Source organism: Oleiphilus sp. HI0079 (assembly GCF_001635105.1).
Window position 1 is genome coordinate 1 of sequence record NZ_LWFT01001039.1, and the last position, 12,531, is coordinate 12,531.

A 12,531-nucleotide genomic window follows, 5' to 3' on the forward strand; every position below is an offset into this window, starting at 1 on the left:
AAGATCTTCTATCTCAAAATCAAGTTTCTCTGCAAAGCGGACTGCACGGAGCATTCTGACAGGATCTTCTCGATAGCGCTCGTCTGGATTCCCAATGAGACGGAGTGTTTTCGCTTGAATGTCATCAAGCGCGCCGCAGTAGTCATAGATCTTAAAGTCGGTTGCGCTGTAATAGAGTGCGTTTGCCGTGAAGTCTCTTCGGATCGCGTCTTCTTCAATGGTACCGTAAACGTTATCTCGCGTTAGCATACCTTCAGCAGTTTGCTGCTGAGCGGCTGAGCTTTCGTTGCTGCCTCGGAAAGTTGCGACTTCAATCATTTCTCTTCCAAAGAGTACATGAACGAGTTTGAAGCGACGGCCAATGAGCCTTGAGTTAGAGAACAGCTTATGGACTTGCTCAGGATGAGCGTCGGTAGCAATGTCAAAATCTTTGGGCTGAATGCCAAGGAGAAGGTCTCGAATACAGCCGCCCACCAAGTATGCTTTAAAGCCTGAGTTTTCCAAGCGATATATAACTTTTAATGCGCTAGGGCTGATGTTTTTGCGCGAAACAGGGTGTTCGTCGCGTGGAATAATCCTTACGGGCAAATTTGCCATCCTCTATTCTTATAAGAAATGCATTCAGAAGTGTCCGGAATTCTAGCGGCAAACGCGCACTAAATACAGTAGGTGCGCGTTGGAGAGATGTTTGGGGGAAGAAATGATATGCATGAAGCTCCATTCATCCGTGTTTGGGGCTTTCATGCTGAACAGTTCAAGACCGTCAGTCATTATTATTTTTTTCCGTGTCTGACCAAGAGCGTCTGAGACGCGGCAAACGGAATACTTTGAACGCTTAGAGCGGCAATACATTTTAAAAGCTCATGCTAACCATGCTGCTACTTTAAAGTAGTTCTAACATTGTTAGCGCTTAGAAAACACAATCGACCCGCTAAAAAGCCAGGCGTTCAAAATAATCAGTTCGCTCCGCTTTATTATCTTTATTTGTGCGGACTGTGCTGCAAAAAGACTCTCTTTTTATTTTTATTTTTATAATCGCAGCCGTTTAAGGCATTGTTATTTTTTGTATCTACTAAAGCGCATTCCGTGCCAGAAGATAAAAAATCAATAAAATCAGATACTTGTCTAAAACCGATAGTCCAAAAGGCGTAGATAAGGGCTTAGTGGTACTTAAAGTAACAAAACAAATGTGAATGCGTTACCTTGGTGTTACCTTGAGTAATTTGCCCGTGTTTTTGAGGTAGTCAGTAACGCATTGGAATGTTAAGTAAAACAGCATGTTGTGAACTGGTAGACGTTTTTTTGGCGCGACGATCAAAAAGTGATCAATTTTTGGCTTCGTCGCCCTTGCGCCTTGGAATGCCCAGTTTCTGTCTTTTTTCCCAAAGGCTCTTTCTGCTGATACCCAGGTGTCTAGCGAGCTCGGTTTCATTCATGCGGGATTGATTTTCTAAAACGAACTGTTGGAAGTAGTCTTCCATCGAAAGCGGTCGATTGATGTTGCTTAGGTGATGGCTGCTCATTTGTTGTGGGTTGGCGCTGCTGCGGACTAACCCTTGGTTCAGGGATATCTCGGCGGCTGTGGGTTCGATGTCCAGCAAATCAGCAGTAATCAGATCGTTCTCACAAAGAATGACGCCGCGTTCGATAGCGTTTTCTAGCTCCCGGACATTTCCCGGCCAGTTATACTCTTGAATTGCGCGAAGTGCATCAGAACTCAGCTCTACTTCTGGTCTGCTCATACGATCAAGCGAGTTATTGAGTAGAAGATGTGCCAGGCCAGTAATGTCGCGACCTCGTTCCCGAAGAGGCGGAAGCCGAATTTGAACCACGTTTAGTCGATAGTATAAATCTTCTCGAAATTGACCAGTGCGTGAAAGCGCTTTGAGATTTCGATGCGTAGCAGCAATTAAGCGGACATCGACCTTTCGAGAAGAGATGGAGCCGACACGACGAATCTCGCCTTCCTGCAAGACGCGCAATAGTCTAGCTTGCGCGTCTAGTGGAAGCTCTCCAATCTCATCCAAAAATAAGGTGCCGCCATCTGCCGCCTCAATTAACCCCGCTCGAGCAGACACCGCGCCGGTAAAAGCGCCTTTCTCGTGGCCAAAAAGTTCAGATTCAATCAGGGACTCTGGGATAGCGGCACAGTTGATACATACGATCTCCTGATTACTTCGTCGGCTAAGTTCGTGGATCGCCTTGGCCGCTAACTCTTTACCGCTACCTGTCTCACCTTGAATCAAGACGCTTGCGTCAGTTGGAGCCACCTTGTCAATGAGGCCGAACACCTTTCGCATTGGTTGGCAGCGGCCATAAATCATGTCGCTGGCATTCTTGGATTGCCTGCGTTCTTGCGTAGTTGAGCGGTGAGAGTGCTTATTGAGAATGTCTTCAACCGATGACAGTAGGTCTGTCTCATCGTATGGCTTCGCGATGTAATCAACCGCTCCCAGTTTCATTGCTTCGACAGCTGAGCGTAAACTTGCGAAGCTCGCCATAACGAGGACTGGGATTTCGTGTGCGAGTGGAATGATGTCTGTCCCGGCTTGTCCAGACACGCGAAGATCGGTAATGATCAGATCAAAAGATGCGATTGGGAAATCGTCTACTGCTTGATTGATGGAGTGCACGTTCTCCACCTGAAAGTTATGACCGCTTAGTATCTCAACGAGTTCGGAGTATCCGTTGTTTTCATCTTCAATGACTAATATGCGTTGCATGAGCGTTTCTAATTCATCAGCGAGCTTTCATGATAACCAACCAAACGCAGCTCTGGCTAGCGACCTATATGACATAATCCTCATTTGGCTGAAAACGAGAGCGATCCCATTGATCCAGATAGTATGTCAGGTAATCTTCCGGTCGATTTGTGCCATTTGGAAATTCAAAGCCCAGCCATGATCCTAACAACGCTAGATTTTTGATTGGTGCTGTGTCGTCCACTGCGGGAGCAAGGTTCTGCTTAGAAAGCTTTTGTCCTTGAGTATTTGTCACTAAAGGGAAGTGGCCAAATTCTGGTGCCGCTGAATCCAATGAATCATATAATGCTAACTGCATCGGTGTGGAGCTTAGTAAGTCCATTCCGCGAATGACGTGAGTAATCTTTTGGTCGATGTCATCCGACACCACGGCGAGTTGATAAGAATATAAGCCATCACGTCGCTTGAGGATGAAGTCTGAATCTAGTTTCTCTGTTTTTGGGCCAAGCAGAACATCATTCCACTGTAGCGGCTTTTGCTTAGTTTGGAAGCGCACTGCGCCGTCTTTGGGTTGCTCCCCGTGAAATTTTCCGCAAGATGGCAAATGTTCACCCTTGCGGTCAGCAAGTTGCTTGCGGCTGCATGGGCAGTAATAGCAAAGTTTTGCGCTGAGAAGCGTAGCGAGTTGTTCTTCGTAGCGCTGAGCGCATGAAGATTGGTAGCGTACGTCTTGGTCCCAAGCCAGTCCGTGGGTTTCTAGAGTTTTTAAAATACGGCTTGCCGAGCCGGCTCGCTCTCGAGGGGGGTCGATATCTTCTATGCGAACTAGCCACTGTCCCTGGTTTTTGCGCGCGTCCAAGTAACTGATCAGAGCCGCAAGCAAAGAGCCCAAATGTAATGGGCCTGTAGGGGAGGGGGCAAATCGTCCTATGTATCCATGCATAAGAATAAGGGAAGCGCTTGCTCCCCTTTTCACTGAGTTGGCCGTTAAATGCCTACTTGGCTTTCTTTGATTTCCGCAAGGGTTTTGCAATCAATGCATTGTGTTGCTGTTGGCCGAGCCTCTAGGCGACGAATACCAATCTCAATGCCACACGATTCACAGAAGCCGTAGTCATCCGCTTCGATTGCATCGATCGTTTTGTCGATTTTTTTGATGAGTTTGCGTTCGCGGTCTCGCGTACGAAGCTCCAGGCTGAATTCTTCCTCTTGTGTTGCGCGATCCGCTGGGTCGGCAAAGTTGGAAGCATCTTCCTTCATGTGATCCACTGTGCGATCAACTTCTTCCATTAGCTCTTGCTTCCACTGCAGAAGAATTTGCTTAAAGTGCTGAAGCTGAGCATCGCTCATATATTCTTCGTCAGCAGAAGCTTCATAAGGTACGAATGTAGAAAATACGTCAGTTTTGTTTTCTGTTGCCGGCATGTTGTGATCTCTTTATTTCTTTCAAATACTGCGCCAAACAGGACAAGCCGGGTCCCTAAGCGCATGATTTGGCTCGCCACTAAGCAGCCAAAGTTAGCCTGCGAACGCTATCAGAATATTTTTAATTGTGCTATCACTTTGTGCAAGTAGCGCGACTGATTACCCATTTGCAGGTGTATCTCATCATATGCTCACCAAAACCTGATCATCCTCTACCTTGACCTGCACAGGCTCTAGGTATTGATTTAGGCATGGCCCATGAATACAAAGCCCTGTGTCGATCTCAAAAAGCGCTCCATGCATGGCACATTGAATGTATCTACCATCGGGCTCTAGAAATGTGTTCTCAGAAAATTCCAGATTCATACCAATGTGAGGACAGCTATTTCGATACGCTAACACGTTTGTGTTATTCATCACCAAGAAGCCCTCATGATCCTCAATCTCATAACCTAAAGTTTGAGCTTTTTTGAGATCTTCCAGGGAGCATACGTGATGGTAATGAGACATAAAAGCACCTTGGCTTTGCAGAAAACCGACTATACTAATGCGCTCTAAAGATTACTTGAAGCCGTAAACATGATAAGAAATTTTTTGTTAGTCGATGATAGCGCGATATCTCGTATGATGTTGAAAAGCTTGATAGAAGAAAATTTTGAAGATGTAATGATTTCAGAAGCGAATACGGCCGAGCAGGCGATAGAAAAATGCGATAGCATGAATTTTGAAGCGATTTTCCTTGATTTGAATATGCCAGGGCAAGACGGTTTGATGGTTGCTCCCAAGCTGCGGGAGCTCTGTCCTGACGCGAGTATTGCTTTGCTGACAGCTAATTTTCAGGAGCGCGTGAAATCCAAAGCAGAAGAAGCAGGCCTGCATTTCTACGCTAAACCAATCACGCTGGAGATTGTTGAAGATTTTATGACAAGGCTATAACCACAACCAACAAACGGAGCTGCTCTTTACTGAACAGCTTGTAAGCTGCAATATAAGCCTTACTCGCATATCCTTTGTATTTACCTCTAAGCGTGGACGTTTGATTTCCTATGGCGCAGCAAATTCTTAATCTTGTTCTTGATACGGTTACCTATTTATACCTGTTCGTGATTCTTCTCAGATTTATTCTTCAAGTATCAAGGGCCGATTTTTATAATCCAATTTCGCAGTTCGTCGTTAAGGCGACCAATCCTGTTGTTATTCCATTACGCAGGCTGATACCCGGTTTTGGTGGTATCGACATCGCGACAATCGTCTTCGCGTTTCTTTTTCAGCTCGTGATGTTGAGTCTTAAGTTTCTAGTTTTGGCTGGCGGGTTACCGCAAGTCGGCTCGCTCATCGCGCTGACGGTGATCCTCGTACTTGGGATGGTTCTAAAGCTCTATTTCTTTGCTTTGCTAATTATGATTATTTCGAGCTGGATTGCGCCGGGAAGTGCAAATCCCGCACTTGCTTTGATTAATCAAATTTGTGAGCCAGTGATGGCGCCGTTTCGTAAGCTTTTGCCTTCCATGGGAGGCCTAGACCTTTCACCCATCCTCGTTTTTCTTGTTTTGCAGGTGCTGGGCATCGTCTTGAATGGCCTAAGCCAGCAATTTGGTATGTCTTTTTCTCTGCTTTAGTGTTCTAGATCTCTTAACCGACCTGATCTGCTACACAATTTCACGTATGCGCCGTGGGAATTTCGCAAAGCTATCTATACTCAAGTAATCAGTAGTAGATAGGTAGTAGGCTGAAATGGTCATGGCTCATAACGCTAGTTCGCTCGACAAAATAGACAGTTTCCACAATTGGAAGCATGGTTTACTTGAGCAGATAGACGCGTATCGGCATTGGTTGTCTGAAACTCAGATGGCGTCAGAGGATATGCTGAATCGCTTAGTAAGGGCGAGTGAAGCACTCCAGAAAGATGAGTTGACGATTGCCTTTGTTGGCGAATTTTCGCGTGGCAAAACAGAGCTGATCAACGCCTTGCTACTTTCAGATTTTCAACAGCGTATTTTGCCCTCGAAAGCAGGACGCACAACGATGTGTCCGACCGAGCTGTTTTATGATCGGGTCCGAGACACGTCTTACCTAAGACTCCTGCCAATCGAAAGTCGACGTTTGAACCTAACCATTTCTGAGATGAAAGAGAAAGTGGATCTCTGGAATGAATTCTCAATTGAAAATGACCATCCTGAAACGATGGCCGCGGTCTTGCAAAAAGTCGCGGAGGTCGTTTCCGTTGAAGAAAGTGAGGCAAGAGCGCTTGGTTTCAGCGGAAGCTCTCTTGAGCGCGATCCTGTGAATCCGGAGAAGGTGCTTATTCCTCGATGGCGACATGCCGAGCTTAGTTTTAAACATCCCTTGCTTGAGCAGGGTCTGCGCATACTTGATACGCCCGGATTGAACGCATTGGGCTCAGAGCCCGAACTCACAGTAAGCATGATTCCAAACGCTCAGGCAGTGGTATTTATGCTTTCTGCCGACGCAGGTGTGACGGCCAGTGATATGCAGATGTGGACCGATCACATTGCAAAAACGGATGAAGAGCAAAGCAAGAGCTGTTATGCACTGCTCAACAAAATCGATGTTCTTTGGGATGACCTTCAGGGCGAAACGCACACCGCGGCGTCCATCGAGCGAGTTCGGCAGGATACCGCTCGTCGCTTAGGCATCGCCCCTGATTTTGTCTTACCGGTCTCTGCAAAACAGGCGTTACTGGCTAAGGTCAATGAGGACCAGGCTCTGTTGCAAAAAAGTGGGTTGGCAAAGTTTGAGAAGCTGTTGATGAATCAGTTGGTCGATGCGCGAGAAAAGCTTTTATATGAGTCTGCCATTGCCGATATTTCATCCCTTGTAGAAAGTAGTGAAAAAGTCATTACGCATCGTATTCAGAGAGCAAGTGACGATCTTGATCATTATCGTGACAGCCTTGAGGACATAGATTCTTTAAACCGGCTTGCTGATAAAACCCAGATTGCACACAATGACTTTTACAAGAAGTTGGTCGCTTTGCGCTCTAGTCGGCGCTTGATGATGTCACAAAAAGAGATTCTTAACGACTTGATCGGAATGCAACGCTTTGATGCACTTGCAGAGAGTGTGCGCACCGCGATGCAAGATTCTTGGAGTACAAAGGGTCTTATTTCGGCAATGACGAGCTTATTCGCAGAACTGGATCGCATGCTTGATGACCTTATGGTTGAGGTGCGCGTTGCTGAGAAAATGGTGCATACGATGTATGCACGATTCAAAAATGACCACAGTGCAGATCACCTTCATCCAGTTGAATTCTCGATCAAGAAGTATCGAGCGAAGTTAGTAGAGATCAAGCAGGGCTTTAACCGATACCGACGTAATCCAAAGCTGATCGTGACGGAGCAGAGCTTGGTTATTCGTCATTTCAAGAATGCGTTTGTTCACGACGTGCGAAATGTGTATGAGGCTTTAAGTCATGAGGCACTGTGTTGGGCTGATGATGCATTGTTGCCTTTGCTCCAATATACGGTAGAGCAGAAGCAAGGATTACAAGAGCAACTAGAAAACCTTAGAGAGCTCGCGAAAGAACAAAAAGGCAAGCGAGACGCCTGCGAATCCATGCAGCAGACGATTGAGCAGCTACAAAAGCAAAAAGCCTTTACCCATCAGATTGCCGAGCAGCTGCACGCCCATCCTAGCTAGCTACCCGGCAAGTTGCGTTGCCCGTGATGCGCGTTTACACTCCGCACTCATTGCACTGTTAATCATCAGGGAAAAACGCGCACGTGTCAGCCGACTCGGTTGGGCTAGTAGAGCCCAAAACCCACCATTTTGAAGAAGCACTCAAACTCGATTGCGGCAAAGCCCTGTCGCAGTACGATCTGATTTACGAAACCTATGGGACCTTGAATGCGGATTGCTCCAACGCGATTCTGATTTGCCATGCGCTTAGTGGCGATCATCATGCGGCTGGATATCACTCGGAAGATGATAAAAAACCAGGCTGGTGGGACAGTTGCATTGGGCCGGGCAAGCCGATTGATACCAACACATTTTTTGTTGTGTCATTGAACAATTTAGGTGGTTGTAAAGGAAGTACCGGGCCGACAACCAAGGATCCGGAAACAGGTGAACTGTATGGTCCTGACTTTCCAATAGTTACGGTTAGAGACTGGGTTGAAAGCCAAGCGCGTCTGGCGGATGTGTTAAATATTCAGGTTTGGGCGGCCGTCGTGGGTGGTAGCTTGGGTGGAATGCAGGCATTGAAATGGTCGCTTGATTACCCTGAGCGCGTAAAGCACGCTGTTGTCATTGCTTCGACTCCAAAATTGACGGCGCAGAACATAGCGTTCAATGAGATTGCGCGGAAGGCGATTACTTCTGATCCTAGTTTTCATGAAGGGCGTTATTATGAGCACGACACGGTCCCTGTTAAAGGGCTAATGTTGGCGCGCATGATCGGACACATCACCTATCTCTCTGATGAGGCAATGGGTGAAAAGTTTGGTCGTATCAAAAAGTCTGAAGCGTTCAATTTTGATTATGGTGTCGAGTTTGAGGTTGAGTCCTATCTGAATTACCAAGGTAAACGCTTCTCGAAAACATTTGACGCCAATACCTACCTATTAATGACCCGAGCGCTTGATTATTTTGACCCTGCTGGTGAGTTCGACGGTGATCTGGTAAAAGCGCTTGCGCCTGCGTCCTGTGGTTATTTTGTGGTTTCGTTTAGTACCGATTGGCGTTTTTCGCCTGAGCGATCAGAGCAGATGGTTGAGGCCATGGTGAAAGCCGGCAAGCGGGTAAGCTACTGCGAGATTGATGCCCCGCACGGGCATGATGCTTTTTTGATTCCCAATCCTCGTTATATGACGGCGTTTACCGCCTATATGCAGCGCGTCGCGAGGGAGCTCGAGCTATGAGAGGCGATCTAAAGATTATTAGTCCGTGGGTTGAACAACGCTCTACGGTGCTTGATTTGGGTTGTGGTGATGGCAGTTTGCTTGCCCATCTTCAAAACGAAAAATCTGTGAATGGCTATGGTATCGAAATCGATCCGAATCAGATTACGCGTTGCATCGAGAATGGCGTGAATGTGATTGAACATGATCTTGACGCCAAGGGCCTCGGTTCGTTTCAGGAGAATCAATTCGATACCGTCATTATGACGCAAGCGCTGCAAGCTGTGCGTCGTCCTGATGAAATGCTCGAAGAGATGTTGCGACTAGGTAAGCAAGGTATCGTGACTTTCCCAAATTTTGGCCACTGGCGCTGTAGGCAGTACTTGCTCTTCAATGGGAAAATGCCGATGTCGAAAACCTTGCCGCATACTTGGTTTAACACGCCGAATATCCACCTTTGCACATTTAAAGATTTTGAAATTTTGTGCGACCAAAAAGGCATTCGTATCGTAAACCGTTTAGTGGTGAACGCAGACTTTCGCGAGAAAAGTTTAGCGCGAATATGGCCAAACTTGTTGGCTGAGTTTGCCGTGTATCGTATCGAACGAAGATAATCTGGAGAAAACGGTCATGTTATCGAGAAATCATTGGATTCACGTCTGTTTGTTTATGCTTGGTATGCTGATGGCCGCCGACTCCTATGCCGAGCAGAAGAAGGTTTTTGCGGCGCCGGATGGCACCGAATATGAGGTGCATTACATCGCGTTCAACAGCACTTTCCTCCAGCCGGAGGTGGCTAGACAGTATGATTTGACGCGCAGCAAGGCGTTGGGTGTTGTTAATGTGAGCGTGCTCAAAGTAAACGAAAATGGGGTGAGAGAAGCGGTTGGTGCCATCGTTAATATGAATGCCAAAAACGACATCCAGCAGGTGCAGCATTTGAGTATGCAGCAGGTTATCGAAGGCAAGGCAATTTATTACATTGCGCAGTTGCAGTATCGGGAAGGCGAGATATTGACGTTTGATATCTCAGTATTTCCTCAAGGGGTTTCAGATCCGTTCAGGCTACGATTCAGCCACAATTTCTATAATGATTGAGCCAAAGATGGACATTGTTCTAGCAAGTGGAAACGCGGGAAAACTCAGAGAGATTGCCGCGCTTCTTGAAGGCCGTAGGCTCCATCTTATATCGCAAGCTGAGTTGGGTATTAAGAGTGCGGAAGAAACAGGCCTAAGCTTTATCGAAAACGCGATTTTAAAGGCGCGACATGCCTCCTCAGAGAGCGGTAAGCCTGCCCTTGCGGATGATTCCGGTTTGGCGGTCGATGCTCTGCAAGGTGCGCCAGGTATTTATTCTGCTCGATATAGCGGCTCAGATGCGACGGACCAAAGCAATATTGATCTGCTGCTTGAAAACTTAAAAGGGGTGCCAGTCGAACAGCGGCAAGCGACGTTCCATTGTGTACTGGTGTTCGTGCGACACCCTCTAGACCCCACACCAGTCGTTTGCCATGGAGTTTGGGAAGGGGTTATCGCTGAGCAGCCTTCAGGAGAAGAAGGGTTTGGCTATGATCCGGTTTTTTGGATTCCAGAATTAAACTGCACCGCAGCCGATCTAACGCGAGAGCGAAAGTCAGCGATTAGTCACCGTGGTAAAGCTTTAAAGCAGTTAAGTGAGATGCTGCCTGCACTCAACAGCCCGACTTAGGAGCACATTTGCGTCTTCCCCCTCTGAGTTTATACATACACCTTCCTTGGTGTGTAAAGAAGTGCCCCTACTGCGATTTTAATTCCCATGCCAGAACCGACTTGCCTGAAGAGGCCTATCTTCAGTCTTTGATCAAAGATCTCAAGCAAGAGCTGGTATATATTCAGGGGAGAGCAATCAGCAGTATTTTCTTTGGCGGTGGCACGCCAAGCTTAATGACGGGCGACTTCTATCTAAAACTATTTGATGCACTGCGTGCCCATTTGCGATTTGAGCCTGATATAGAAATCACGCTCGAAGCCAATCCCGGCGCTAGTGATGCCGAACATTTTAAAACGTATGCCAAGGCTGGTATCAACAGAATTTCTCTGGGTGTTCAGAGCTTTCAAAATCCACAGCTCGAAGCCCTGGGGCGTATTCATCGCTCTGACCATATTTATAAGGCGGTCAACGCGATTCGTGATTCTGGCATTGATAATTTTAACTTGGATTTGATGCATGGATTGCCGGATCAGAGCATTGAACTCGCGATGAATGACCTAGAGCAGGCATTTGCACTTCAACCCAATCACATAAGTTGGTATCAGCTGACGATAGAGCCGAATACCGAGTTTTTTTCTAGGCCGCCAGCTCTACCAAATGATGAGTTGCTGTGGGGGATTCTCGAGCAGGGAGGGCGCTTGTTAGCCGATCATGGCTATGGGCAATATGAAGTGTCCGCGTTTGCACAGAGCGGGCGACAGGCTCGCCATAACATGAATTATTGGCGTTTCGGAGACTACATTGGTCTTGGGGCAGGAGCCCACTCAAAAGTCACATTAATTGATAGTGGGCACTTACTCCGACATAGGAAGTCTCGCATGCCTGAAGCCTACATGGCGGATCGAGTGACCTATCGCGTTGGCGAGGAAGCAATTGAGCCTGAAGCTCAAAGCTTCGAGTTCATGATGAATGCTTTGCGCTTGAAGAACGGGGTTGAAGAGTCGCTTTTTGAAGATGTAACTCAGCTTGGCTTGAAGGACGTAGAGGCTGTACTCAAAGACCTACGCTCCGAAGGTTTGATGCATTCAACGCGTATTCAATTAACCGAGCGAGGCTTCCTTTTCCTCAACTCGGTGCTTGAGCGTTTTCTTTAATGCGACGTCTCGTTCACTCTGTTGATTGGAGCTTACAAGCTTGCCATTACTTTTTTCGCGGCTGCGATGGTGGCATCAATGACGTCATCTGAATGTGTGCTGGAAACGAATCCTGCTTCAAATGCCGATGGGGCCAGGTATACCCCTTCTTCAAGCATTCCGTGGTAGAAGTGTTGGAACTTATCTAAATCACACTCAACAACTTGTTCATAGAAGTTGATTTGTTGCTCTGTCGTGAAGAAAAATCCAAACATCGATCCCGCTTGATTGAAGCTCATCGAAGTGCCGGTTTCTTCAGCAGCCTTGCGAAGGCCATCCACAAGACGTGTCGTTTGAGCGATTAATCTGTCATAGAACCCTTCTTCGCTGATTTCGTTAAGCATGGTCAAGCCGGCTGCCATCGCGAGCGGATTGCCCGACAGGGTACCTGCCTGATAGACCGGGCCAGTGGGCGCAATGTAATCCATGATGTCGGCACGACCGCCGAAGGCCCCAACGGGTAATCCGCCACCGATCACTTTTCCTAACGTGGTGAGATCGGGCGTTACTTTAAAGTGACCTTGGGCGCCTGCGAGAGAAACTCGGAAACCGGTCATCACTTCATCAAAGATCAATACGGTTTTATATTCATCGCAGACCGTGCGTAAACCTTCTAAAAAGCCTGCAACCGGAGGAATGCAGTTCATGTTACCCGCGAC

The 12,531-nt window shown here is 47.2% G+C and carries 14 protein-coding genes; 8 read left to right on the forward strand and 6 right to left on the reverse strand.

The features are described from left to right. From pcnB to A3750_RS18690, 5 genes are all read right to left on the reverse strand, one after another. Positions 1 to 597, reverse strand: a 597-nt coding sequence (pcnB, locus tag A3750_RS18670) for a polynucleotide adenylyltransferase PcnB (protein ID WP_156498733.1), incomplete at its 3' end; no start/stop codon positions are given. Between the two features lie 728 nt (positions 598 to 1,325). Continuing rightward, complete coding sequence (locus tag A3750_RS18675; protein WP_068458564.1) at positions 1,326 to 2,723, reverse strand: sigma-54 dependent transcriptional regulator; 1,398 nt, start codon at positions 2,721 to 2,723, stop codon at positions 1,326 to 1,328. Between the two features lie 64 nt (positions 2,724 to 2,787). Next, on the reverse strand, positions 2,788 to 3,645 hold the full coding sequence (gluQRS, locus tag A3750_RS18680) for a tRNA glutamyl-Q(34) synthetase GluQRS (RefSeq protein ID WP_068458563.1): 858 nt from the start codon (positions 3,643 to 3,645) through the stop codon (positions 2,788 to 2,790). A 44-nt stretch (positions 3,646 to 3,689) separates the two neighbouring features. Beyond that, positions 3,690 to 4,127 (reverse strand): RNA polymerase-binding protein DksA, encoded by a 438-nt coding sequence (gene dksA, locus A3750_RS18685; protein WP_068458562.1) that lies wholly within the window; start codon positions 4,125 to 4,127, stop codon positions 3,690 to 3,692. Between the two features lie 183 nt (positions 4,128 to 4,310). Continuing rightward, positions 4,311 to 4,637 carry a Rieske 2Fe-2S domain-containing protein gene (locus A3750_RS18690; RefSeq protein ID WP_068451500.1) on the reverse strand — a complete coding sequence of 109 codons (327 nt, stop codon included), beginning with the start codon at positions 4,635 to 4,637 and terminating at the stop codon, positions 4,311 to 4,313. A gap of 69 nt (positions 4,638 to 4,706) precedes the next feature. Between A3750_RS18690 and A3750_RS18695 the strand changes: the two genes are divergently transcribed. The 8 genes from A3750_RS18695 (at position 4,707) to hemW (ending at position 11,833) form a co-directional block, all read left to right on the forward strand. Then, on the forward strand, positions 4,707 to 5,063 hold the full coding sequence (locus A3750_RS18695; RefSeq protein WP_068458561.1) for a response regulator transcription factor: 357 nt from the start codon (positions 4,707 to 4,709) through the stop codon (positions 5,061 to 5,063). A gap of 110 nt (positions 5,064 to 5,173) precedes the next feature. Beyond that, positions 5,174 to 5,746, forward strand: coding sequence for a YggT family protein (locus A3750_RS18700; protein ID WP_068458560.1), 573 nt, complete (start codon positions 5,174 to 5,176; stop codon positions 5,744 to 5,746). Between the two features lie 121 nt (positions 5,747 to 5,867). Further along, positions 5,868 to 7,790, forward strand: a complete 1,923-nt coding sequence (locus tag A3750_RS18705; RefSeq protein WP_068458559.1) for a dynamin family protein — start codon at positions 5,868 to 5,870, stop codon at positions 7,788 to 7,790. A gap of 83 nt (positions 7,791 to 7,873) precedes the next feature. Beyond that, positions 7,874 to 9,010 carry a homoserine O-acetyltransferase gene (locus A3750_RS18710; protein ID WP_068458558.1) on the forward strand — a complete coding sequence of 379 codons (1,137 nt, stop codon included), beginning with the start codon at positions 7,874 to 7,876 and terminating at the stop codon, positions 9,008 to 9,010. Beyond that, on the forward strand, positions 9,007 to 9,603 hold the full coding sequence (gene metW / locus A3750_RS18715) for a methionine biosynthesis protein MetW (RefSeq protein WP_068458557.1): 597 nt from the start codon (positions 9,007 to 9,009) through the stop codon (positions 9,601 to 9,603). Before A3750_RS18710 ends, metW begins: the two co-directional genes overlap by 4 nt. Before the next feature lie 16 nt (positions 9,604 to 9,619). After that, complete coding sequence (locus tag A3750_RS18720) at positions 9,620 to 10,087, forward strand: DUF4426 domain-containing protein (RefSeq protein ID WP_068458556.1); 468 nt, start codon at positions 9,620 to 9,622, stop codon at positions 10,085 to 10,087. Between the two features lie 7 nt (positions 10,088 to 10,094). Beyond that, complete coding sequence (gene rdgB, locus A3750_RS18725; RefSeq protein WP_068458565.1) at positions 10,095 to 10,697, forward strand: RdgB/HAM1 family non-canonical purine NTP pyrophosphatase; 603 nt, start codon at positions 10,095 to 10,097, stop codon at positions 10,695 to 10,697. An 8-nt stretch (positions 10,698 to 10,705) separates the two neighbouring features. Further along, a complete protein-coding gene (gene hemW, locus A3750_RS18730; protein ID WP_068458555.1) occupies positions 10,706 to 11,833 on the forward strand; it encodes a radical SAM family heme chaperone HemW in 1,128 nt (375 codons plus the stop codon). Between the two features lie 32 nt (positions 11,834 to 11,865). Here hemW and A3750_RS18735 read toward each other — a convergent pair. Next, positions 11,866 to 12,531, reverse strand: a 666-nt coding sequence (locus A3750_RS18735) for an aminotransferase class III-fold pyridoxal phosphate-dependent enzyme (RefSeq protein ID WP_156498734.1), incomplete at its 5' end; no start/stop codon positions are given.

Coding starts and splice junctions, on each gene's coding strand:
- A3750_RS18675 (WP_068458564.1), bottom strand. CDS start 2,723: ATGCAACGCATATTAGTCATTGAAGATGAAAACAACGGATACTCCGAA.
- gluQRS (WP_068458563.1), bottom strand. CDS start 3,645: ATGCATGGATACATAGGACGATTTGCCCCCTCCCCTACAGGCCCATTA.
- dksA (WP_068458562.1), bottom strand. CDS start 4,127: ATGCCGGCAACAGAAAACAAAACTGACGTATTTTCTACATTCGTACCT.
- A3750_RS18690 (WP_068451500.1), bottom strand. CDS start 4,637: ATGTCTCATTACCATCACGTATGCTCCCTGGAAGATCTCAAAAAAGCT.
- A3750_RS18695 (WP_068458561.1), top strand. CDS start 4,707: ATGATAAGAAATTTTTTGTTAGTCGATGATAGCGCGATATCTCGTATG.
- A3750_RS18700 (WP_068458560.1), top strand. CDS start 5,174: ATGGCGCAGCAAATTCTTAATCTTGTTCTTGATACGGTTACCTATTTA.
- A3750_RS18705 (WP_068458559.1), top strand. CDS start 5,868: ATGGCTCATAACGCTAGTTCGCTCGACAAAATAGACAGTTTCCACAAT.
- metW (WP_068458557.1), top strand. CDS start 9,007: ATGAGAGGCGATCTAAAGATTATTAGTCCGTGGGTTGAACAACGCTCT.
- A3750_RS18720 (WP_068458556.1), top strand. CDS start 9,620: ATGTTATCGAGAAATCATTGGATTCACGTCTGTTTGTTTATGCTTGGT.
- rdgB (WP_068458565.1), top strand. CDS start 10,095: ATGGACATTGTTCTAGCAAGTGGAAACGCGGGAAAACTCAGAGAGATT.